Annotated in this window: 20 protein-coding genes; 14 read left to right on the top strand and 6 right to left on the bottom strand. The window is 61.0% G+C overall.

Annotated features, from left to right (window positions below; all coding sequences use genetic code 11):
* Window positions 1-104 precede the first annotated feature (104 nt).
* Entirely contained in the window at window positions 105-1,580 is a 1,476-nt protein-coding gene (locus C1X29_RS20190; RefSeq protein WP_102718207.1) for an inorganic phosphate transporter, read from the top strand.
* Window positions 1,581-2,239: 659 nt separating this feature from the next.
* Here the strand turns inward: C1X29_RS20190 and ccoM are convergent.
* Both ccoM and C1X29_RS29460 read right to left on the bottom strand, forming a co-directional pair.
* A complete protein-coding gene (gene ccoM, locus C1X29_RS29770) occupies window positions 2,240-2,356 on the bottom strand; it encodes a cytochrome c oxidase subunit CcoM (RefSeq protein WP_007959205.1) in 117 nt (38 codons plus the stop codon).
* A 145-nt stretch (window positions 2,357-2,501) separates the two neighbouring features.
* Window positions 2,502-2,663: a hypothetical protein gene (locus tag C1X29_RS29460; RefSeq protein WP_007959203.1), complete on the bottom strand. Its 162-nt coding sequence runs from the start codon at window positions 2,661-2,663 to the stop codon at window positions 2,502-2,504.
* Between the two features lie 185 nt (window positions 2,664-2,848).
* Here C1X29_RS29460 and C1X29_RS20195 point away from each other — a divergent pair, with 185 nt between their 5' ends.
* From C1X29_RS20195 to C1X29_RS20205, 3 genes are all read left to right on the top strand, one after another.
* The gene (locus C1X29_RS20195; protein WP_102718208.1) at window positions 2,849-3,715 is read left to right on the top strand and encodes a LysR substrate-binding domain-containing protein; all 867 of its coding nucleotides are present in this window, start codon (window positions 2,849-2,851) and stop codon (window positions 3,713-3,715) included.
* Window positions 3,716-3,803: 88 nt separating this feature from the next.
* Entirely contained in the window at window positions 3,804-4,274 is a 471-nt protein-coding gene (locus C1X29_RS20200) for a RidA family protein (RefSeq protein ID WP_102718209.1), read from the top strand.
* Complete coding sequence (locus C1X29_RS20205) at window positions 4,271-5,482, top strand: aminotransferase class V-fold PLP-dependent enzyme (RefSeq protein WP_102718210.1); 1,212 nt, start codon at window positions 4,271-4,273, stop codon at window positions 5,480-5,482. The genes C1X29_RS20200 and C1X29_RS20205 overlap by 4 nt, the downstream gene beginning before the upstream one ends.
* On the opposite strand, the gene C1X29_RS20210 is transcribed toward C1X29_RS20205, so the two are convergent.
* Window positions 5,452-5,793 (bottom strand): hypothetical protein, encoded by a 342-nt coding sequence (locus tag C1X29_RS20210; protein ID WP_007959194.1) that lies wholly within the window; start codon window positions 5,791-5,793, stop codon window positions 5,452-5,454. The two genes, C1X29_RS20205 and C1X29_RS20210, sit on opposite strands and share 31 nt — an antisense overlap.
* A gap of 242 nt (window positions 5,794-6,035) precedes the next feature.
* Between C1X29_RS20210 and rapA the strand changes: the two genes are divergently transcribed.
* Window positions 6,036-8,882: an RNA polymerase-associated protein RapA gene (gene rapA / locus C1X29_RS20215; protein WP_102686611.1), complete on the top strand. Its 2,847-nt coding sequence runs from the start codon at window positions 6,036-6,038 to the stop codon at window positions 8,880-8,882.
* A gap of 202 nt (window positions 8,883-9,084) precedes the next feature.
* Here rapA and C1X29_RS20220 read toward each other — a convergent pair whose 3' ends face one another.
* Window positions 9,085-10,434 (bottom strand): MFS transporter, encoded by a 1,350-nt coding sequence (locus C1X29_RS20220; protein ID WP_102686610.1) that lies wholly within the window; start codon window positions 10,432-10,434, stop codon window positions 9,085-9,087.
* A gap of 303 nt (window positions 10,435-10,737) precedes the next feature.
* Here C1X29_RS20220 and C1X29_RS20225 point away from each other — a divergent pair, with 303 nt between their 5' ends.
* Together C1X29_RS20225 and C1X29_RS20230 are read left to right on the top strand one after the other, a co-directional pair.
* Window positions 10,738-11,091 (top strand): YkgJ family cysteine cluster protein, encoded by a 354-nt coding sequence (locus C1X29_RS20225; protein ID WP_007959180.1) that lies wholly within the window; start codon window positions 10,738-10,740, stop codon window positions 11,089-11,091.
* A 163-nt stretch (window positions 11,092-11,254) separates the two neighbouring features.
* Window positions 11,255-13,537, top strand: coding sequence for a bifunctional diguanylate cyclase/phosphodiesterase (locus C1X29_RS20230; RefSeq protein ID WP_102718211.1), 2,283 nt, complete (start codon window positions 11,255-11,257; stop codon window positions 13,535-13,537).
* Here C1X29_RS20230 and C1X29_RS20235 read toward each other — a convergent pair.
* Window positions 13,428-14,324, bottom strand: coding sequence for an NAD(P)-dependent oxidoreductase (locus tag C1X29_RS20235; RefSeq protein ID WP_173940202.1), 897 nt, complete (start codon window positions 14,322-14,324; stop codon window positions 13,428-13,430). The genes C1X29_RS20230 and C1X29_RS20235 overlap by 110 nt on opposite strands.
* A 197-nt stretch (window positions 14,325-14,521) precedes the next feature.
* Here C1X29_RS20235 and C1X29_RS20240 point away from each other — a divergent pair, with 197 nt between their 5' ends.
* Complete coding sequence (locus tag C1X29_RS20240; protein WP_074691419.1) at window positions 14,522-16,723, top strand: hypothetical protein; 2,202 nt, start codon at window positions 14,522-14,524, stop codon at window positions 16,721-16,723.
* A 250-nt stretch (window positions 16,724-16,973) separates the two neighbouring features.
* Here C1X29_RS20240 and C1X29_RS20245 read toward each other — a convergent pair whose 3' ends face one another.
* Window positions 16,974-17,279: a DUF2288 domain-containing protein gene (locus C1X29_RS20245; RefSeq protein WP_007959169.1), complete on the bottom strand. Its 306-nt coding sequence runs from the start codon at window positions 17,277-17,279 to the stop codon at window positions 16,974-16,976.
* A gap of 352 nt (window positions 17,280-17,631) precedes the next feature.
* Between C1X29_RS20245 and C1X29_RS20255 the strand changes: the two genes are divergently transcribed.
* The 6 genes from C1X29_RS20255 to C1X29_RS20285 all read left to right on the top strand — a co-directional run bounded on the left by C1X29_RS20255 (window position 17,632) and on the right by C1X29_RS20285 (window position 23,096).
* Entirely contained in the window at window positions 17,632-18,759 is a 1,128-nt protein-coding gene (locus C1X29_RS20255; RefSeq protein WP_085605380.1) for a branched-chain amino acid ABC transporter substrate-binding protein, read from the top strand.
* Between the two features lie 231 nt (window positions 18,760-18,990).
* The gene (livH, locus tag C1X29_RS20265) at window positions 18,991-19,914 is read left to right on the top strand and encodes a high-affinity branched-chain amino acid ABC transporter permease LivH (RefSeq protein ID WP_007959165.1); all 924 of its coding nucleotides are present in this window, start codon (window positions 18,991-18,993) and stop codon (window positions 19,912-19,914) included.
* Window positions 19,911-21,167 carry a high-affinity branched-chain amino acid ABC transporter permease LivM gene (locus tag C1X29_RS20270; RefSeq protein ID WP_007959162.1) on the top strand — a complete coding sequence of 419 codons (1,257 nt, stop codon included), beginning with the start codon at window positions 19,911-19,913 and terminating at the stop codon, window positions 21,165-21,167. Before livH ends, C1X29_RS20270 begins: the two co-directional genes overlap by 4 nt.
* Window positions 21,164-21,931, top strand: coding sequence for a high-affinity branched-chain amino acid ABC transporter ATP-binding protein LivG (gene livG, locus C1X29_RS20275; RefSeq protein WP_007959160.1), 768 nt, complete (start codon window positions 21,164-21,166; stop codon window positions 21,929-21,931). The genes C1X29_RS20270 and livG overlap by 4 nt, the downstream gene beginning before the upstream one ends.
* Window positions 21,932-22,633 (top strand): ABC transporter ATP-binding protein, encoded by a 702-nt coding sequence (locus tag C1X29_RS20280; protein ID WP_003222380.1) that lies wholly within the window; start codon window positions 21,932-21,934, stop codon window positions 22,631-22,633.
* 157 nt (window positions 22,634-22,790) lie between these two features.
* A complete protein-coding gene (locus C1X29_RS20285) occupies window positions 22,791-23,096 on the top strand; it encodes a DUF2282 domain-containing protein (protein ID WP_011332799.1) in 306 nt (101 codons plus the stop codon).
* Window positions 23,097-23,099 lie beyond the last annotated feature (3 nt).

Consider the following 23,099-nt stretch of genomic DNA (forward strand, 5'->3'; position numbering starts at 1 on the left):
CAAATTAATTTGGCGAAGACGCTTACCGATGAGCAGGTAGGGGATCGATTTCCAGTCTTTTCTGGCATAATCGCGCCCCCTTATGACCGGGTCAGAAAACCTTCATGATCGATTTATTCAGCGGACTGGATGCCTGGGTGCTTGTGAGCCTCCTGCTCGCCCTGACATTTGTCCTCGCCTTCGAGTTCATCAATGGATTTCATGACACCGCTAACGCGGTAGCCACTGTTATCTACACCAAAGCGATGCCGCCTCACCTGGCGGTGTTCTTCTCGGGCGTGTTCAACTTCCTCGGCGTACTGCTGGGCGGCGTTGGCGTGGCGTATGCCATCGTGCACCTGCTGCCGGTAGAACTGTTGATCAACGTGAACACCGGCCATGGTCTGGCAATGGTGTTCTCGCTGCTCGCCGCCGCGATCGCCTGGAACCTGGGCACCTGGTACTTCGGTATCCCGGCCTCCAGTTCGCACACGCTGATCGGTTCGATCCTCGGTGTCGGCCTGGCCAACGCCCTGATCAACGAAATTCCACTGGCTGACGGCGTCAACTGGCAGAAAGCGATCGATATCGGCGCCTCGCTGGTGTTCTCGCCGATGGCCGGCTTCCTGATCGCCGCGCTGGTGCTGATCGGCCTGAAATGGTGGCGACCGCTGTCGAAGATGCACAAGACGCCGGAACAGCGCCGCAAGATCGACGACAAGAAGCACCCACCGTTCTGGAACCGCCTGGTCCTGGTGATCTCGGCCATGGCCGTGAGCTTCGTCCACGGCTCGAACGACGGCCAGAAAGGTATCGGCCTGATCATGCTGGTACTGATCGGTATCGTGCCTGCGCAGTTCGTACTCGACCTGAACAGCACCACTTACCAGATCGAACGTACTCGCGATGCGACCCTGCACCTGAGCCAGTTCTACAAGCGCAACGCCGACACCCTGGGCGAATTCCTGGCCCTGGGTAAAAGCGTGGAAGGCGACCTGCCGGAAAAATTCCGTTGCAACCCGCAACAGACCGAACCGACCATCGCCGCCCTGCTCGACACCCTAAAAGGTGTGGCGGACTACCACTCGCTGTCCGCTGAAAGCCGCATCGAAGTGCGTCGCTACCTGCTCTGCCTGGACGACACCGCGAAGAAAGTCAGCAAACTGCCAGGCCTCGCACCGCGTGAAAAAGCCGACCTGGACAAACTGCGCAAAGACCTGACCACCACCACCGAATACGCCCCGTTCTGGGTGATTCTGGCGGTCGCCCTGGCCTTGGGCCTGGGCACCATGGTCGGCTGGAAACGCGTGGTACTGACCATCGGCGAGAAGATCGGCAAACAAGGCATGACCTACTCGCAAGGCATGTCGGCCCAGATCACCACCGCCAGCCTGATCGGCCTGGCCAACATCTTCAGCCTGCCGGTGTCCACCACCCACGTCCTCTCCTCGGGCGTGGCCGGCACCATGGTCGCCAACAAAAGCGGCCTGCAAGGCGGCACAGTGAAAACCATCCTGCTGGCCTGGGTCCTGACCCTGCCAGCCACCGTGGCCCTGTCGGCCGGCCTGTTCTGGCTGGCGTCGAAGGCGCTGGGTAGCTGATAGATCGCTGCAGTGAAGAAGGCGTGATTCGAAAGGAACACGCCTTTTTTGTTGGGCGCGGTAAAGAGGGGCTGAAGATCAAGAGCGCCCTCACCCTAACCCTCCCGAAACGTCGGACCGCCCGTAGGGAGAGGGGACTGACCGAGTTGTTTGGGAGAGGTACGCCGACGTGAGATACCGAGGTGTACTCAGGTCTTAAAAAGCAAACATCTAAAGCCTGCCTTTGCCTTGGCTTCCCACCACTCAACACGATGAGCGTTAGCTCGAGTACAGCTTTTGACGTGCCAGCCCCATCGGAAGGCTGAGTGGAGGGATTTATCCGGGGGTGGGAGCGCAGCGACCGTGCGGCGCAGCCGCATGCATCGAGAGGAGGTGCAGCGAAGCAAACCGTAGGCGATGCCCCCGGATGAATCCCGGAACGAAGGAACGCCGAGCCACAGCGAGGCGCCGAACGCAGGGGCCCAGCCTTTTGCTTACTTTTTGGCGTTTGAAAAAGTGAGCCGCCGTAAGGGCGGAACCATAGGAAGCCGTTACCAAAAAAACGGATATTCACCCAAAACGAACCACAACTTGGTCGGCCCAAAGGCCGCCAAGACACAAAAAAAAAGGGCAACCGAAGTTGCCCAAAATGCCTTGCGTGCTCATCAAACCCGGAAGAATCAAGGCTTCTTGCGCTTGTTCGCATCCTTCCAGATAAAAAATCCAAACCCTGCAAAAAACAGAACCATCAGCCCCACAGTCAGGACCCCGGCAAACACCACGTTATCGAAAAACATGACTGGCCTCCTGGCCCCTGCTCTGCTGCGATGGAACTAAGTTAACCAATCAGGCAGGCGCAGGAATTGACCGGGATCAATGCCGGTCACCATGGGGAGGAAAGGAAGGGAAATAACTGACCTGCATCAACGGATGCAGGGGAGATCAACGCTTTTTCGGTTTGTTTTTCGGCTTTTTCTTCGGCTTACCCAAAGGCATGGCCTGCTCGAAAGCCTGGCGAACTTCATTCAGGCGCTTCTCGTTGAGGTCATGAACCCGCTTGGCGCGTTCGGTGTTGAGGTCAATCAGCTTGTCGTCTTGGCTCATGGCGTTCGGTGCATCGCTTGGACTGAATCACAACTGCCGGATCACCGACAGGACTGCGCCAATAATGCGGCCTGACGCAGGCGCTGACCAGCCACTGACCTAAACGCTCTACAACAATTCATGTACCGCCCACCGGATTTGCCCGCACAATCGGCGCCTCGCCCTGAACCCGAAGGATCTGCGCCGTGCCCCTGCATCAGGATCTGCCACCGCTGATGGCCTTGCGCGCCTTTGAGGCCGTGGCCCGCCATTTGAGTTTCATCAAGGCTGCCGATGAGCTGTCGGTGACCCAAAGCGCGATCAGCCATCAGGTGCACAAACTCGAAGAATTCCTCGATCAGCGACTGTTCGTGCGCCGCACCCGGGCGATCGATCTGACACCCGCCGGCGAACAGTATTACCTGCAAATCCAACCGGCCCTCACCGCGATTGCCGCCGCCACCCACGACCTGCGCGGCGAACGCCCCACTACCCTGCGCATCGGTCTGCTCGCCTCTTTCGCAACCCTGTGGCTGGCACCGCGTCTGGCGGACTTCAACGCGAAATACCCGAACATCCATGTCGAGCTGCTGCCCGCCGTGCAACTGGCCGATGTCGACGCGGGCGAGGTGGATCTGGCGATCCGCTACGGCAAGGGCGGTTGGCCGAAAGTCCAGGCCCGCCGGTTCATGGCTGAAACCCTGACGCCAGTCTGCAGCCCGGCCTTCAAGGCCAAAGGCGTGAACAACGGGCCCTTGCTGATGGCCAAGTCGCACCAGCCGTTCGAATGGATCGACTGGCAGCAACACAGCGGCATCGATCTGGCTCATGTGCCCGGCGTCATGCTGCACGACTACAACATCGTCGTCGAAGCGGCCGTCGCCGGTCAGGGCATTGCCATGGGTCGCCAGCGAATGATCGAACGGCGGATCAAGGAAGGCGCGCTGGTGCCGGCCTTCGACACGCCGCCGATGCTCGGCGAGATCGGTTATTGGCTGGTCACCCCGCAACGCCCGCCCACATCGGCGGCGCAAAGTTTCTGCCAGTGGCTGGAGGAAACCGCGAACGCATGAGTTTTTTGGATGCGTCGGATTAAATCTATCCGTTTGTCGCCCTTCGCTCTGACCAACATGCTGAAGCCCTCACTCAGGAGGACTTCCCATGACCGATTCCCTCAGCCAACGCGTTCAACAACTCGGCCTGCGCCTGCCCGAACCGAGCCAGCCGATCGCCAATTACGTCAACCATGTGGTCAGCCAGAATCAGTTGTTCATCTCCGGGCAGATTCCATTGCTCGACGGCAAACCTGCGTTCATCGGGCGACTGGGCGAAGCGATCTCCGACGAAGAAGGGGCCAACGCCGCTGAACTGGCTGCCCTGGGCCTGCTCGCCCTGTTGAGCCATGCACTGGGCGATGACCTGTCGAAACTGGTGCGCATCCTGCGCCTCGGAGTTTTCGTGGCCGCCACACCGGAATTCAAAGCTCAGGGCTTTGTCGCCAACGGCGCGTCGAACCTGCTGGTCAACGCCCTCGGCGACAAGGGCCGACACGTGCGCACCGCAGTCGGCGTGTCGAGTCTGCCGGCCGGCGTCGCGGTGGAAATCGACGCGATCTTCGAGCTCAAGCCGTGAACCTCGACGACCTCTCGCGCCTGCGCGCCGCCACGCCCGGCTGCGCTCAGGTGATCCACTTCAACCACGCCGGCGCCTCGTTGCCGAGCCAAGCCACCCTCGTTGCAGTGATCGAACAGTTGCAACACGAAGCACTCGGCGGGCCGATGGAAGCGGCAGACAACCGGGTACAGGAACGCGCGCGCAACGCGGCCGCCGCCCTGCTCAACGCCCAGCCCGAGGACATCGCCTTCGCCAGCAGCGGCTCGGCAGCCTGGAGCCAGGCGTTCAACGCGCTGGGGCCGTGGCAGCTCGGTGAGCGGATTCTGGTGGGTCGCCATGAATGGGCCGGCAACCTAGCGTGCATGGCCGAAGCGGTGAAGGCCGGCGCGCGGCTCGAAGTGATTCCTTGTGACGCCCACGGCGCGGTCGACCCGCAAGCCCTGGCGCAGATGATCGACGGCCAGGTACGCCTGATCGCCCTGACCTGGCTGCCGGCCAACGGTGGCCTGATCAACCCCGCCGCGCAGATCGGCAGCGTGGCGCGGCGCCACGGCATTCCTTATTTCATCGACGCCGGTCAGGCGCTGGGGCAGTTGCCCTGCGATGTTCAGGCCTTACAGTGCGATGTGCTCAAGGGTGCGGGTCGCAAGTTCCTGCGCGGGCCGCGCGGCACGGCGCTGATGTACATCCGGCCGCATTTTTTGCAACGGCTGCTCCCCGTGCAACGCGATGTGTTGTCGGCGCCATGGGACGGCAAGCGCTTTACCCTGCGCGACGACGCGCGCCGCTTTGAAACCAGTGAAGTGTCACTGGCGCTGCTGGCCGGGCTGGCCAATGCACTGGAGGAGTACAACCGCCTCGGCGCGATTCCCGTTCGCCAGCGCATCGAACAATTGAGCAACGGATTGCGCCAACGCCTGAAGGCGATTCCCGGCCTGACGCTGCGGGATCTCGGAACGGCGAATCAACAATCCGGGCTGATCGCCTTCACGCTTGAAGGCTGGGACAGCGTGGCGCTCAAGCAGACGTTGGCCGAACGGCGAATCAACATCGGCGCCAATGGCGTGGCCTACACGCCGCTGGACATGCAGGCGCGCGGGCTGACGAATATTGCGCGGGTGGCGGTGAGCTACTTGAACACGCAAGAAGAGATCGACGTGTTGCTGGAGAACCTGACGGAACTGGCCGTCCAGCCTCAGATTTCGATGTCGACCCAAAGCCCCTGACGCGGCTGATCCTCCATCAACGGCGCCACCGGCACGGTGTTGTCGGCATTCAGTTCGGTGCCGGGCACGGCGAGGTGCGCTTCGGGGTCGTCGTCGGCTTCACGGCGCCGGCGATCACGTTCCTGCTGGCGGCGCTGCTCTTCGCGCAGCAGATAGCCGTCCTCTTCCGGGTCGCGTTTTTGCAGGTCGATGGTGCTTTCGTTGGAGCTTTCCTGCACCGGCACCACAGGGGGAATATCCGGTCGCTGGCGGATCGGATCCTGTTGGGAGGTGATCGGCACGGCGCTCAGGGGGAGCATCGGTGGCAGCATATGAGGGTCTCCTGTCAGCAGGTTATCGGCGGCGCCAGGGGTGCCTTGAGCCATCGGTCGCAAACTTGTGACCGGTTTGGCACTCAAGGGTGCCGCAACATCCCGTAAAACCGATGCATGACCTAATCTTCCCTGCAATTGGCCGATTGCGGTTAAAAGCCGGGCCGAGGCTCCTTATCCTTTGGCCTCGGGCCCTCATTCCGTTAAGATAGCCCGCTTTTTCAAGGTGGGAGTCAGGCAGCATGGCGCAGCAGTATCAACCGGGGCAACGCTGGATCAGTGACAGCGAAGCAGAGCTTGGTTTAGGCACCGTTCTGGCACAGGACGGCCGCTTGTTGACCGTGCTTTACCCGGCCACTGGCGAGACTCGCCAGTACGCGCTACGGAATGCGCCCCTCACCCGCGTGCGGTTCTCGCCCGGCGACTCGATCACTCACTTCGAAGGCTGGAAGATGACTGTCCAGCAAGTCGACGACGTCGACGGCCTGATGGTCTATCACGGCCTCAACGCGCAGAACGAAGCGGTCACCCTGCCGGAAACCCAGCTGTCGAACTTCATTCAGTTCCGTCTGGCCAGCGACCGTCTGTTCGCCGGCCAGATCGACCCGCTGGCCTGGTTCTCCCTGCGCTATCACACCCTGGAACACACCAGCCGCCAGTTGCAGTCCGCGCTGTGGGGCCTGGGCGGCGTGCGTGCACAACCGATCGCCCACCAGTTGCACATTGCCCGTGAAGTCGCCGACCGTATCGCGCCGCGCGTATTGCTGGCGGACGAAGTGGGTCTGGGCAAGACCATCGAAGCCGGCCTGGTGATCCATCGCCAGCTGCTGTCGGGCCGCGCCAACCGCGTGCTGATCCTCGTACCGGAAAACCTCCAGCACCAATGGCTGGTGGAAATGCGCCGCCGCTTCAACCTGCAGGTTGCGCTGTTCGACGAAGAACGCTTCATCGAAAGCGATGCCACCAACCCGTTCGAAGACACCCAGCTGGCCCTGGTGGCGCTGGAGTGGCTGGTCGACGACGAAAAGGCGCAAGACGCGCTGTTCGCTGCCGGTTGGGACCTGATGGTGGTCGACGAAGCCCACCACCTGGTGTGGCACGAAGAGAAAGTCAGCCCGGAATACTCGCTGGTTGAACAGCTGGCCGAAGTCATTCCCGGCGTGCTGCTGCTCACCGCCACCCCCGAACAACTCGGTCAGGACAGCCACTTCGCCCGTCTGCGCCTGCTCGACCCGAACCGTTTCCATGACCTGGCCGCCTTCCGCGCCGAGAGCGAAAACTATCGCCCGGTGGCCGAAGCCGTTCAGGAGCTGCTGGACAAGGGTCGCCTGTCGCCGGCCGCGCACAAGACTATCCACGGTTTCCTCGGCAACGAAGGTGAAGCCCTGCTCACCGCCGTCAACGATGGCGACACCGAAGCCAGCGCCCGCCTCGTGCGTGAACTGCTCGACCGCCACGGCACCGGCCGCGTGCTGTTCCGTAACACCCGCGCCGCCGTGCAGGGTTTCCCGGAGCGCAAACTGCACCCGTACCCGCTGCCGTGCCCGGACGAATACCTCGAACTGCCGCTGGGCGAACACGCCGAGCTGTACCCGGAAGTCAGCTTCCAGGCCCAGCCGGACGCCAGCGAAGAAGAACGCTGGTGGAAATTCGACCCGCGCGTCGAGTGGCTGATCGACCAGCTGAAAATGCTCAAGCGCACCAAAGTGCTGGTGATCTGCGCCCACGCCGAAACCGCGATGGACCTGGAAGACGCCCTGCGCGTGCGCTCCGGGATCCCGGCCACGGTGTTCCACGAAGGCATGAACATCCTCGAGCGTGACCGCGCCGCCGCCTACTTCGCCGACGAAGAGTTCGGCGCGCAGGTGCTGATCTGCTCGGAAATCGGCAGTGAAGGTCGCAACTTCCAGTTCGCCCACCATCTGGTGCTGTTCGATCTGCCGTCGCACCCGGATCTGCTGGAGCAGCGGATCGGTCGTCTCGACCGGATCGGCCAGAAGCACATCATCGAACTGCACGTGCCGTACCTGGAAACCAGCCCGCAAGAGCGCCTGTTCCAGTGGTACCACGAAGCGCTGAACGCGTTCCTCAACACCTGCCCGACCGGCAACGCCTTGCAACATCAGTTCGGTCCGCGCCTGCTGCCGCTGCTCGAAGAAGCCGACGACGGCGAGTGGCAAGCGCTGATCGACGAGGCGCGCACCGAGCGCGAGCGTCTGGAAGCCGAGCTGCACACCGGTCGCGACCGTCTGCTGGAACTCAACTCCGGCGGCGCCGGCGAAGGTGAAGCGCTGGTCGAGGACATCCTCGAACAGGACGATCAGTTCGCCCTGCCGATCTACATGGAAACCCTGTTCGACGCGTTCGGCATCGACAGCGAAGACCATTCGGAAAACGCCCTGATCCTCAAGCCGAGCGAGAAGATGCTCGACGCCAGCTTCCCGCTGGGCGACGACGAAGGCGTGACCATCACCTACGACCGCAACCAGGCGCTGTCACGCGAGGACATGCAGTTCATCACCTGGGAACACCCGATGGTGCAGGGCGGCATGGATCTGGTGCTGTCCGGTTCGATGGGCAACACCGCCGTCGCGCTGATCAAGAACAAGGCGCTCAAGCCGGGCACCGTGCTGCTGGAATTGCTCTATGTCAGCGAAGTGGTTGCCCCGCGCTCGCTGCAACTGGGCCGTTACCTGCCGCCGGCCGCCCTGCGCTGCCTGCTCGATGCCAACGGCAACGACCTGTCGTCGCGCGTGGCGTTCGAAACCCTCAACGACCAACTGGAAAGCGTGCCGCGCGCCAGCGCCAACAAGTTCATCCAGGCCCAGCGCGATCAGCTGACGCCACGGATCAACGCCGGTGAAGACAAGGTCACCCCGCGCCACGCCGAGCGCGTGGCCGAGGCCCGCCGCCGTCTGGCAGCCGACACCGACGAAGAACTGGCACGCCTGACCGCATTGCAGGCGGTCAACCCGACTGTACGCGACAGCGAACTGGACGCCCTGCGCAAGCAGCGCGAACAAGGTCTGGCGATGCTCGACAAGGCAGCACTGCGACTGGAAGCGATCCGGGTATTGGTGGCAGGCTAAACCGCCCTGCTCCATCGCCAAAAACGAAAAGGCCCGCAGTGATGCGGGCCTTTTTGTTTGCCTGTCCCCCCGCCGATCGTTCCCACGCTCCGCGTGGGAATGCCTCAAGGGACGCTCCGCGTTCCAGCTCTCGAATGCGACGCAGAGCGTCCCGGGCTGCATTCCCACGCGGAGCGTGGGAACGATCAGGCGATGCAGGTCATCAAGCGGTAACGGCCTGACTCTGCGGCTCAACCACCGCCACCAGCCCCTCCTTCATCCGCTTCGCATCCCGCACAAAACAGCGTGAGGCGAGGAACAGGAACACCATGGTCAGGAACAACGCCACCGGGATCAGGTACATCGCATCATGCAGGCCGACGGCCTTGAACGCCTCGGTCATCTGCTCGGCGCCTGCCGCGACCATCGCCGATTTCGCGAAGTAATCCGACAAACCGCCGACCACCACAGGCCCCAGACCGCCACCGAGCAAATACAACCCGGCAAAGAACAGCGCCATCGCCGTGGCCCGCAGGCGTGGCTCGACCACGTCCTGAATCGCCGTGTACACGCAGGTGTAGAAGTTGTAGGCGAACAGCCACCCTACGCTGAACACCGCGACGAACACCCCGATCTCGATGCGCCCGGCATGCAGTGCCCACGCCGTGCACAGGGTCGAGATGACCAGACTGAACGCGGCAAACAGCAGTCGGCCGTTGGCCACCCGCTGGTGAATCTTGTCGGCAATCCAGCCACCGAGGGTTAAGCCGATCAATCCGGTTACCCCGACGATCACCCCGGTCGCCACCGCCGCTTCCTGCAACGGCATCAGGAAATAACGCTGGAGCATCGGCACCAGAAAAGAATTGCAGGCGTAGGTCGCAAAGTTGAAGCACAGCCCTGCCATCACCAGCCACAGGAAGGTCGGCACGGCGAGAATCCGGCGGATCGGCTTGTCGACTTTCTCCTGCGACACCTGCACGGTTTCCGCCGCGCCACGTTTGGGTTCCTTGATGAAGAACATGAACACCGCCAGCAGCAGCCCCGGTACGGCGGCGATGAAGAACGGCGCGCGCCAGCTGTCGAACGCCTTGACCATCCAGCCGATGGTGAAGAAGGCCAGCAGCAGCCCCAACGGCAGGCCGAGCATGAAAATGCCCATGGCCCGGGCCCGGCGGTGAGCGGGGAACAGGTCGCCGATCAGCGAGTTGGCGGCGGGTGCGTAACTCGCTTCACCGATGCCGATGCCCATGCGCACCAGCAGGAAACTCCAGAAACTGCCGACCAGACCGTTGACCGCCGTCAGCGCGCTCCAGGTCGCCAGGCCCCAGCCCATCAGCTTGCTGCGCGAACCGGTGTCGGCCATGCGCCCCAGCGGCAGGCCGGCAATGGCATAAACGATGGTGAACGCAGTGCCGACAATCCCCAGCTGAAAGTCGCTGAGGTGCCATTCCATGCGGATCGGTTCGATGATGATCGCCGGGATGGTGCGATCGAAGAAGTTGAACAGGTTGGCGAGGAACAGCAGGAACAGAATGCGCCAGGCATTCGCCGCTTGGGTCGAGTTCTGCATGGGTCCGTCTCTTTATTGTTATTAGGGCTTCACTGCCAACGCATCCGAGCCCGGAACCTGCAATCTAGTCACGCTCGTCGGGGCTGTCTGTGATCATTCGTCAGCCTGATGACGGGCCATGGCCGTGTAACGAAACGTAAGCCCTTGAAATGCTTCGAATCCCCCTAAAACCGGGGGTTTTGCGGAAAAATCCGGCAATGAAAAAATACTTTCTCGCCCCCCTTCCCAACGCCGTGGCAAAGCCTAGAATGGCCGCCGGATCCGTCCGGATCCTGCCGATCAATCCCTTTGATACCCCCGCCCATGTCCGAAGTCAGTCCGTGTCTGAATTGCGGTGCCTGCTGTTCCCATTTTCGTGTTTCTTTTTTCTGGGGTGAATGCGCATCCTCCGGCGGGACCGTACCCGATGAACTGGTCACCCAGATCACGCCCAGCCGTGTCGCGATGATCGGCACCGACCGCAAGGCGCCGCGCTGCACTGCGTTGGAGGGCGAAGTCGGAAAGTCGGTGGCTTGCACGATCTACGACAAGCGTTCCAGCCCCTGCCGCGAGTTCGAAGCGTCGTGGGAAAACGGCGAACAGAACACCGACTGCGACAAGGCGCGCGCCCGTTTCGGCCTGCCGCCGCTGCAACCGCACTGGAACGAAGTCGCCTGAGTTCAGGCGTTTCAACGCTTAGCGCCAAACGCTATGACGCTCATGCCAAAATCATTAGCGCCAATGTGCCACTACCGCTTGCACGCCAAAAACCGCCTCTATACTGCAAACATTCGCCTGCGTTGATGACGCAGTAAGGACGTACTCAGAGACGGGGCATGCTATGGAGTGGCTTGGTTTGCAATTTGTTGCCGAGCAGCCGGAGAGCGGGCAGGTCATCCTCAATTGCACTCACAATCCCCTGTTGGTGCTGGTGGCTTACCTGGTCGCCTGCGCCGCGAGTTTCGCCACCCTAGACATGGCCGAGCGGGTCGTCCACGCTGAAGAGCCCGGTTCGCAACGCCTGTGGCGCTGGATCGGCGCAACCTGCCTGGCCGGCGGCATCTGGGCCATGCACTTCATCAGCATGCTGGCGTTCCAGGCGCCGATCGACATCCATTACGACCTGCCCGTGACCCTGTTTTCCCTGGTGATCGCGTTACTGGCGTCCTGGCTGGCCATGCACACCCTCAGCCATCCACAGCCGAGCCTGCTGCAATACCTCAAGACCGCTATCGTCATCGGCCTGGGCATCGCCGGCATGCACTACGTCGGCATGGCCGCCATCGAATCCGCCGCCACGGCTTACTACGAGCCCATCCTGTTCGTGTCATCGATCGTGATCGCCATCGGCGCCAGCTTCGCCGCACTGCGGGTGGCCGGTTACTTGCGCGAAGGCAGCGGCCTGCACATCCAGATGCTCAAGTACGTGGCGGCGCTGATTCTCGGTGCGGGCATCCTCAGCATGCATTTCACCGGCATGGCGGCGCTGCAACTGGTGCTGCCCGAGGGGCAATCGCCGACATTGGCGTCGCAAACCGGTCACCTGCAACTGGGCCTGACTGTTGCGCTGATCACATTGCTGATTCTCGGCAGCGCCATCAGCGCCGCATTGGCCGACAAGAAGCTGCAGAACAAGGAGCACGATCTGCGCCGGGTCAACGCCCTGCTCAGCCAGCTCGATCAGGCGCGCATGTCGCTGCAACACGTGGCCAATTACGACGCCCTGACCAATCTGATCAACCGGCGCGGCTTCAATCAGATCTTCGCTGAAAAACTCAGCCAGAAATCCAGCGAAGGCGGCATGCTCGCGGTGATGTTTCTCGACATCGACCATTTCAAACGCATCAACGACAGCCTCGGCCATGACGCCGGCGATGAACTGCTCAAGGTTATCGCCCAGCACATCAAGGGTTCGGTGCGCAGCCATGAAGACGTGGTCGCGCGGTTCGGCGGCGACGAGTTCTGCATCCTCATCGGTCTGCGCGACCGCGAGGAAGCGCGCAACCTGGCCCAGCGCATCATGCTCAAGATGAAAGAGCCGATTGAGCTCGCCGGACGACGCATGGTGATGACCACCAGCATCGGCATCAGCCTGTTCCCAGAGGACGGCACCACCTGCGATGAACTGCTCAAGCATGCGGATCTGGCGCTGTACCAGTCCAAGGGCGCCGGGCGCAACGGCGTACACTTCTTCGATTCCAACCTGAAGAATCGCGCCAGCCTCGAACTGCAACTGGAAGAGGAACTGCGCCATGCCCTGCGTCAGGAGAACGGTCTGCTGCTGTATTACCAGCCGATCTTCGAACTCAAGACCGGCAAGGTCACCAAGCTCGAAGCGCTGATCCGCTGGCAGCACCCGGTGCACGGCCTGCTCACCCCGGATCGATTCATCGCCATCGCCGAAAACAACGGGCTGATTGCCGAGCTGGACAACTGGGTTCTGCGCAAGGCTTGTGAAGACCTCGGTGAACTGTCGCGCCATGGTTGCGAAGACTTGAAGATCGCCTGGAACTGCTCACCGCTGAATCTGGCCCGGGAGGAACTGGCCAATGAAATCGAGCACGCCTTGCGCAGCGCGGGGGTCGCCCCGGAACGGCTGGAACTGGAAGTCACCGAAAACGCCTTGATGGGCAACATCGCCAACACGCTGGTGTTGTTGCGGCAGATCCGCGCCCTCGGCGTGTCACTGTCGATCGACGACTTCGGCACCGGCTATTCGTCGCTCGCCTATCTCAAACGCCTGCCACTCAACACCCTGAAAGTCGACCGTTCGTTCATCCTCGACATCCCCAAGGCCAGCGCCGACATGGAGATCGTCCAGGCGATCATCGTCATGGCGCATACCCTGCACTTGCAGGTGGTCACCGAAGGCGTCGAAAGCCTGGAGCAATACGAATTCCTGGAGCGCTCGGGCTGCGACTTCATTCAGGGTTACCTGCTCAGCCGCCCGGTGCCACTGGCCGAACTGCGCCCGGTGCTGGAGGAAATCAACCAGCGCAAACACGCGCACACGGTCAATCCGCTGATTTTGGCGCGCGGTACATTTGCACCAGTGTCGCTGGATCCTTCTGCAAAAAGCCCTGCGCCCCATGCAGGCGCATCAGTTGTGCGGCCAATCCGCTGATCGGCGTGGCCGAACCGGTTTCCCGGGAAAACTTCACCGCGGTATCCAGATCCTTGAGCAGCGTGCGCACGTGCCACTTCACCGGCTCGAAACAGCTTTCGGCCATTTGCGGAGCGAGGATCTGCAACGGTCTGGAATCGGCAAAACCTCCGGACAGCGCCTCGGCGATCAGGCTGGCATCGACTCCGGCCTGCTCGGCCAGCGCCACCACTTCGGCGATTACCAAGGCGTTGCAGGCGACGATCATCTGATTGCAGGCCTTGGTCACCTGACCGGCGCCGACGCCGCCCATGTGCGTAACGCGCTGCCCGAGTTCGAGCAACACCGGGCGTACGCGATCAAGATCCGCTGCATCACCGCCGACCATGATCGCCAGACTTCCGGCTTCGGCCCCGACAACACCGCCAGAGACGGGCGAGTCGAGCCAGGCCATGCCTGTCTTGTCGGCCAGCTCGGCCGCCATTTCACGGGTCGCCGTCGGTTCGAGGCTGGAAAAATCCACCAGCAACTGACCGGGTTTCGCCCCTTCCGCCACGCCGGCCGGGCCGAACACCACCTCGCGCACCACCGCCGTGTCCGCCAGGCACAGCATCACCACGTCAGCCTGTTCACAGAGTTCAGCAGGGGTCGCCACCTGCCGGGCGCCGGCCTCGACCAGCGGCGCGCACTTGGCCGGGTTGCGGTTCCACACGGTCAGCGGATAACCGGCGGCCAGCAAGCGGCGGCACATCGGCAGGCCCATCAGGCCGATTCCGGCAAACCCCAACGAAGGTCGCGTTGACATCATTTAGCCTCCTTTTGATTAAAGATCGCCGAATAATGGCCGATCCATCATCGATCAGGAAAGGATTCCCCCGCGCGGCACTCAGGCAAAGTCCCTGACGCACGGGCAAAACACGCGCAGAAAAAAGACGCGAGATTCCCATTCCGTGAGGCTCGACGACAGCGGTCGTTGATCCAACCAGTCCAGGTATATGGCGCACAATGACTTCTAAAAACAATCCGGCCACTGCGGTATCCGATCTGACTCTGAGCCCTGCGGCGAACAGCCCTGCCCCGATGAAGCCATTGCCACCCTCGCGCCCGCTGGGCACCCAGCAATACCTGTACTTCACCGAAACCAATACCGACCGCATCCTCGACAACCTCGATGGCCTGCGTGACCTGGTGTTCCCGCGCCCGCCGCACCTGGAAGGCGACAACGAACAGCACAACGACCAGGAATTCCCGTCGGTGTGCCTGATCGGCCTCGGTCGCTGCGGCTCCAACATCGCCCTCGACGTGGCGGAGCTGGTGTACAACGCGCGCAAGTTCTACCTCAACGAATTCAACAACGAGGATCGTCCATCGAGCGATCGTCGCCTGGCCGACAAGGGCTACAGCCCGGCCCAGTGGATCAAGACCAACCTGCGGATCGGCCCGAACAAGGGCAGCAAACCGGTGTTCCTGGTGGAACCGCTGGTGATGCTCGGCGACCTCGACAAGGACATCGCCGGACGCATCCGTTTCTCGCGCAAGGGCGAAAAAAGCGGTTTCCTGCGCGACTACAGCAAGATGAAGATCATGGACTTGTCGGAAGTCCACGCCGGTGGCGCCGGTAACGCGCCGATCCTCGGCCAGTACCTGGCGAAGATCATCCTGAACAAGGACACCCAGCGCTTCTCCAGCCCTGACTGGAAAATGATCCACTCGTACCTGATCGACAGCTGCGGCATCAAGGCCAACCAGTCGCGCCTGTATTTCTCGATCTTCAGTGCCGGCGGCGGTACCGGTTCGGGCATGGCCTCGGAATTCGGCCTGGCCCAGCAGCACTCGTACATGAACAAGACGTTCGACACCAAGCCGATGGACGAGCATGACGGCAAGAGCGGTCATTCCTTCGTGTTCGAACCGATCTTCACCAGCGGCATCTGCGTGCTGCCGAACATTTCCGACCACCGCAGCGAAATGTCTGAGGCGCTGCACATCAACGCCGGCCGGCTGCTGTGCAAATACCTCTCGGAAGAATGGGATTTCTCGTACAACTTCGCCAACGAAGACAGCAGCGAAGCCAGCGTCATGGGCCGTATCCGCCCATGGAACGCGATGATGCTGATCTCCAACGACATCATGCGTTACGCCGAAGAGAGCGATGACGGCAACATCCAGAACATTGATGTCAATGCGATGGAAAAGCACGCCAACCAGTACATCTCACAACAGATCTTCAACATTCTGACGGCCCAGGCAGTCACGACCGACTACGACCAGAACTATTTCCGTCGCGCCGGCATCGACATCGGCGAGACCATTCGCCTGGACGCCAACGACCTGTTCATGAGTCTGGCCGGCCCGGTGGCGATTGCCTATGCAGAATCGGTAGTGCCGGAAACCCCGCCGCCGAGCAGCGACAAGTTCAAGGTGTTCGACAAAGAGCCGCAGCGCCTGAACATCGACGACCTGTTCTTCCGCTCGATCGACCTGCCGCACTTCAACAAGGTGACCCAGGCCATCGAAGGCATCAGCCTGCTGCCGATCGAATCCAAGCGTTATCGTGCGTCGCTGGAGCAATACAAGAACTCCGGCTACGACGCGGCTGCGCTGCACGACCTGCACTTCTTCAAGAACTGCTCGTCGGTGGTCTCGATCGTTTCGCTGCCAAAAGACTACAAGCTGTCGTACATGGACCTGAACCGGTTGAAGACCCACCTCAACAGCCTGTTCCCCAACACCACGCTCAAGCGCTACGCGCTGGTGATCGGCGCCTCGGCCAACCTGTCGCTGACCACCCTGATCGCCAAGAGCCCGTGCCTGTCGGACGACTTCCTGACGCTGATCGTGGCATTCATCAAGCGTTGCTTCGCCAAGACCCCGTACCGTTTCGACGAGACCCTGGACAACTCGATCCTCGATTTCATCATTCAGGAAGAGTTCGACGAAGACCGCATCGACGACCTGCTCAACGAATTCGAAAACCCGGCGAAGATCCTCGATACCAACTGGTACGCGATCAAGCCGATGTACGAGAAGAAGTACCGCGAGTTGATCAACGACAAAGAGAAGTTTGTCTCGATCAATGACATTCGCCTGTCGCGCGATTGCGTGAAAAAGTCGATCAAGTACCTGCGCGAGATCTACCGTCACCGGATCGGCAAGACCAAGGTTATTTCCCTCAATAACCATACCGGCAAGTCTTATTCGGTCTGATCCGGGACCGGGTCGCCCTCATCGCTGGCAAGCCAGCGATGAGGCCCTGAAATTCACTGAAAACTTCAGTCTTTCCAACATCCCGAAACAATTAAGCAGCCGTTAGGCTGCTTACTAAACTGTGCCCGTTACGTTTACGTCACCGTTATGCCACCCACGCTTGTGGCATTTCTCTACGGCAACGTGCCATCACGCTACTCCGCTACACACTTTTTGCCGGCCGGCACTCGCACCAACAAGGTGCAACCCGTCAGGCCGCTGCCCTTTCCTGGACCAGGATCCACGGCCGGACCACCACCGCCCACATCTCGGGATCGCGTTCGAAAATATCCAGCGCCCGCGTTTCAGACAGCTTGGCGACCTTGTCTTCGGCCAGCCAGGCAGCGACTTTCTCGCCCTGATCCGACGCCACGGCCTCGGCGACCGCGATCAAATCCAGGCTGGCGTCGACCCACAATAGGGCACCTTGGGCGTAGAAGCGCTCCAGCTCTTTCCAGGTAATAGATGCGGTTTCACCAAGCAGCTTGGCATAGAGGGTGCTAGGTTCTTGATTCATGGGACTGTCCGGAAAAGAAATCGGCGCGAATGATAACGTCGGTGATCCGGCAGAAAAACCCGGTTGCAAAAGGCCGTACCGAACGAAAAGAGCAGGAACGCCAAGGAATGCTGATGATTGGGGTATAAGCCCTCTGAACGTCCCGCCGCAATTCTGTCTTTTTCTTTCATTTAAGCGACACCCTCAGGTTTTGCCCCCTGGCGCCAGCTTCCCAGGCCAACAACCGGCGCTCTACACTGTACCGGTACAGTTGCCGGGGGCTTTTCCGGAGGGTATCGCCTAGATATCTGTCCCGGTTCTGCTGCTACGGCGTCAGGACTCTAAAAAAATACAACAGTAAGAGTGGAGCACTATGACTAAGGCTACTAAGCAGATTTCCAAACTGTTTGCCGCTATGGTTCTGGCCGGGGTTGCCAGCCATTCGTTCGCAGCTGACACCATCAAGATCGGTATCGCCGGCCCTAAAACCGGTCCAGTAGCCCAGTACGGCGACATGCAGTTCAGTGGCGCGAAAATGGCCATCGAACAGATCAACGCCAAAGGCGGCGTCGACGGCAAGAAGCTCGAAGCCGTTGAATACGATGACGCTTGCGATCCAAAACAAGCGGTAGCAGTAGCGAACAAGGTCGTCAACGACGGCGTCAAGTTCGTGGTCGGTCACCTGTGCTCCAGCTCCACCCAGCCTGCTTCGGACATCTACGAAGACGAAGGCGTGATCATGATCACCCCGGCTGCCACCAGCCCGGACATCACCGCTCGTGGTTACAAAATGATCTTCCGTACCATCGGTCTGGACAGCGCCCAGGGCCCTGCCGCCGGTAACTACATCGCCGATCACGTGAAGCCGAAAATCGTCGGCGTGCTGCACGACAAGCAGCAGTACGGTGAAGGCATCGCCACCGCCGTCAAATCCACTCTCGAGAAGAAAGGCACCAAGGTTGCCGTGTTCGAAGGCATCAACGCCGGCGACAAAGACTTCTCCGCGATCATCGCCAAGCTCAAGCAAGCCAACGTCGACTTCGTCTACTACGGCGGCTACCACCCGGAGCTGGGTCTGATCCTGCGTCAAGCCCAGGAAAAAGGCCTGAAAGCCAAGTTCATGGGTCCGGAAGGCGTGGGTAACGACTCGATCACCCAGATCGCCAAGAGCGCTGCCGAAGGCCTGCTGGTGACCCTGCCGAAATCCTTCGACCAGGATCCGGCCAACGTGGCCCTGGCCGATGCATTCAAGGCCAAGAAAGAAGACCCGAGCGGTCCGTTCGTGTTCCCGTCCTACTCGGCAGTTGAAGTAATTGCCGAAGGTATCAAGGCTGCCAAGTCCGAAGATGCTGCCAAGGTGGCTGAAGCCATCCACAAAGGCACCTTCAAGACGCCTACCGGTGACCTGAGCTTCGACGACAAGGGCGACCTGAAGGACTTCAAATTCGTGGTTTACGAATGGCACGAAGGCAAACCTAAAACCGAAGTGTCGCCTCAGTAAGGCCCTGCCTGACTGACTGCCAATAAAGCCCACGGCGTGCCGTGGGCTTTGTTTTACGAATGTATTGGGCCGCGCTGGCGTGATCCGCCAGTCTCCCCACCTGAAAATCTCAAAACCGTCATCAGCGGTTCGCTGGCAAAACCCGGATTCGAAGTGGATAAAGATCCACGGGACCGGGCGGGAAAATGACTCCACCAGTGAAATGCGTATCAGGTTTTTAGGAGCGCTGTAATGCCTGACATCTATCACTTCTTCCAACAGCTGGTTAACGGCTTGAACGTTGGCAGCATGTATGCCCTGATCGCCATCGGCTACACGATGGTCTACGGCATCATTGGAATGATCAACTTCGCCCACGGCGAGGTGTACATGATCGGTTCCTACGTGGCGTTCATCGCCATCGCCGGGCTGACCATGATGGGACTCGAAAGCGTCCCGCTGTTGATGACCGTGGCGTTCATCGCCAGCATCGTCGTCACCAGCTCCTACGGTTACAGCATCGAACGCATTGCCTACCGCCCGTTGCGCGGCAGCAACCGTCTGATCCCGCTGATTTCCGCGATCGGTATGTCGATCTTCCTGCAGAACACGGTTCTGCTGGCGCAAGACTCCAAGGACAAAGCAATCCCCAACCTGATTCCGGGCAACTTCGCCTTCGGCCCAGGTGGCGCACATGAAGTGCTGATTTCCTACATGCAAATCGTGGTGTTCGTGGTGACCCTGATCGCCATGCTCGGCCTCACGCTGTTCATCTCCCGCTCTCGCCTGGGCCGCGCCTGCCGCGCCTGCGCCGAAGACATCAAGATGGCCAACCTGCTGGGCATCAACACCAACAACATCATCGCCCTGACCTTCGTCATCGGTGCTGCGCTGGCGGCCGTCGCGGCCGTGCTGCTGAGCATGCAATACGGCGTGATCAACCCGAACGCCGGTTTCCTCGTCGGCCTCAAGGCCTTCACCGCCGCGGTACTGGGCGGGATCGGCAGCATCCCGGGCGCCATGCTCGGCGGGCTGGTGCTCGGGGTGGCGGAAGCCTTTGGCGCCGATATCTTCGGCGACCAGTACAAGGATGTCGTGGCTTTCGGCTTATTGGTTCTGGTGCTGTTGTTCCGTCCGACCGGCATTCTGGGCCGTCCGGAGGTTGAGAAAGTATGACTAGGAATCTTAAACAGGCGCTGTTCAGTGCCTTGCTGGTCTGGGCCGTGGCCTATCCGGTACTGGGTCTGAAACTGACCATCGTCGGTGTCAACCTGGAAGTGCACAACACCAGCCCGGCCATTCTGGCGACCATCGCCATCTGCTCGGTGCTGATGTTCCTGCGGGTGCTGTTCAACCAGCAGATCAGCAAGGCGTGGCGCTCGTCGCCAGGCATGCCGCTGATTCCGGCCAAGGCCAGCAACTTCCTGACCCTGCCGACCACCCAACGCTACTTCATCATCGCGCTGATCATCGGAGCGCTGGTGTGGCCGTTCTTCGGCTCCCGTGGCGCGGTGGACATCGCGACGCTGATCCTGATCTACGTGATGCTCGGCCTCGGCCTGAACATCGTGGTCGGTCTGGCCGGTCTGCTCGACCTGGGTTACGTCGGCTTCTACGCCGTCGGTGCCTACAGCTACGCGCTGCTGTCGCACTACTATGGCCTGAGCTTCTGGATCTGCCTGCCGATTGCCGGCCTGATGGCGGCGACGTTCGGCTTCCTGCTCGGCTTCCCGGTGTTGCGTCTGCGCGGCGACTACCTGGCGATCGTGACCCTTGGCTTCGGGGAAATCATCCGACTGTTCCTGCGTAACCTGACCGACATCACCGGCGGCCCGAACGGCATCAGCAACATCGAGAAACCGACGTTCTTCGGCCTGACCTTCGAACGTAAAGCCGCAGAAGGGATGCAAACCTTCCACGAGTATTTCGGCCTGCAGTACAACTCGATCAACAAGGTGATCTTCCTCTACCTGGTTGCTCTGTTGCTGGCACTGGCGGCGCTGTTCGTGATCAACCGCCTGCTGCGCATGCCGATCGGCCGTGCGTGGGAAGCGCTGCGTGAAGACGAAATCGCCTGCCGTGCGCTGGGTCTCAACCCGACCGTGATCAAGCTCTCGGCGTTCACCCTCGGCGCGGCATTTGCCGGTTTCGCCGGCAGCTTCTTCGCCGCCCGTCAGGGTCTGGTAACGCCGGAATCGTTCACCTTCATCGAGTCCGCCATCATCCTAGCCATCGTGGTGCTGGGTGGCATGGGCTCGCAGCTGGGCGTGATTCTCGCGGCCGTTGTGATGATCCTGCTGCCGGAAATGATGCGCGAGTTCAGTGAGTACCGCATGTTGATGTTCGGCGCCCTGATGGTGCTGATGATGATCTGGCGACCTCAAGGTCTGCTGCCCATGCAACGTCCTCACATGGAGCTGCGCAAATGAGCCGCGAGATCCTGAAAGTCGAAAATCTGAGCATGCGCTTCGGCGGCCTGCTGGCGGTCAACGGCGTGGCCCTGACCGTGAAGGAAAAACAGGTGGTGGCACTGATCGGGCCGAACGGCGCAGGCAAGACCACCGTGTTCAACTGCCTGACCGGTTTCTACCAGCCATCGGGCGGCAGCATCCTGCTGGATGGCGAGCCGATTCACGGCCTGCCGGGCCACAAGATCGCCCTCAAAGGCGTGGTGCGCACCTTCCAGAACGTGCGGTTGTTCAAGGACATGACGGCGGTCGAGAACCTGTTGATCGCCCAGCACCGTCACCTGAACACCAACTTCCTGTCCGGCCTGTTCAAGACCCCGGCGTTTCGCAAGAGCGAGCGCGAGGCCATGGAGTTCGCCGAGTACTGGCTGGAAAAGGTCAACCTGAAAGAGTTCGCCAACCGCCCCGCCGGCACCCTGGCCTACGGTCAGCAGCGCCGTCTGGAAATCGCCCGCTGCATGATGACCCGTCCGCGGATCCTCATGCTCGACGAGCCGGCCGCCGGCCTGAACCCGAAGGAAACCGAAGACCTCAAGGCGCTGATCAGCGTGCTGCGTGAAGAGCACAACGTGACCGTGCTGCTGATCGAACACGACATGAAACTGGTCATGAGCATTTCCGACCACATCGTCGTGATCAACCAGGGCACGCCCCTGGCCGACGGCACGCCGGAACAGATCCGCGACAATCCTGAAGTGATCAAAGCCTACCTGGGGGAAGCGTAAATGCTGCAGTTCGAAAACGTTTCCACCTTCTACGGCAAGATCCAGGCCCTGCACAGCGTCAACGTCGAAGTCCGCCAGGGCGAGATCGTGACCCTGATCGGCGCCAACGGTGCCGGCAAGTCCACGCTGCTGATGACACTCTGCGGTTCGCCGCAGGCCCACAGCGGCAGCATCCGCTACATGGGTGAGGAACTGGTCGGCCAGGACTCGTCGCAGATCATGCGCAAGAGCATCGCCGTGGTGCCGGAAGGTCGTCGGGTGTTTGCCCGTCTGACCGTCGAAGAAAACCTGTCCATGGGCGGATTCTTCACCGACAAGGGCGACTATCAGGAACAGATGGACAAGGTTCTCGGCCTTTTCCCACGCCTGAAAGAACGCTTCAACCAGCGCGGCGGCACCATGTCCGGCGGCGAACAGCAAATGCTCGCCATCGGCCGTGCGCTGATGAGCAAGCCGAAACTGCTGCTGCTCGACGAGCCGTCGCTGGGCCTGGCACCGATCATCATCCAGCAGATCTTCGACATCATCGAACAGCTGCGCAAGGACGGTGTGACGGTGTTCCTGGTCGAGCAGAACGCCAACCAGGCGCTGAAAATCGCCGACCGTGCGTACGTTCTGGAGAACGGCCGGGTGGTGATGCAAGGCACCGGCGAAGCGCTGCTGACCGACCCGAAAGTGCGCGAGGCGTACCTCGGCGGTTGATTGATCGCTTCAAACAGAAAACGGCCTTCGGGCCGTTTTTTTTGTGCCCGGCAAAAAACTTCTACCGATCGCTGTAACGCATCGCCGAGTCGTTTCTCTAGTGGGGCAAGCAAGCGCAATCGCTTGTTCAAACCCAAGTTAAAACCGGAGAAACATCATGACTGCTACCACCCGCACCCTGTCCGCCACCGCCCTGGTTCTGGCCCTCGGTTCTGCTCTGAGCATCGCTGCCGTCTCCACCGCCCACGCCGCTGACGACAACATGGAAAAATGCTTCGGCGTGGCCATGAAAGGCAAGAACGATTGCGCCGCAGGTGCAGGCACCACCTGTGCCGGCACCGCGAAAATGGATCATCAGGCCAACGCCTGGAAACTGGTTCCGAAAGGCACCTGCACCACCACCGAAAGCAAAACCTCGCCGACCGGTTTCGGTCAGCTCGAAGCGTTCAAAGCCAAGTCCTGATCC

This window comes from Pseudomonas sp. GW456-12-10-14-LB2 (assembly GCF_002884345.1).
In the GTDB taxonomy this organism is placed as follows: Bacteria; Pseudomonadota; Gammaproteobacteria; order Pseudomonadales; family Pseudomonadaceae; genus Aquipseudomonas; species Aquipseudomonas paraglycinae.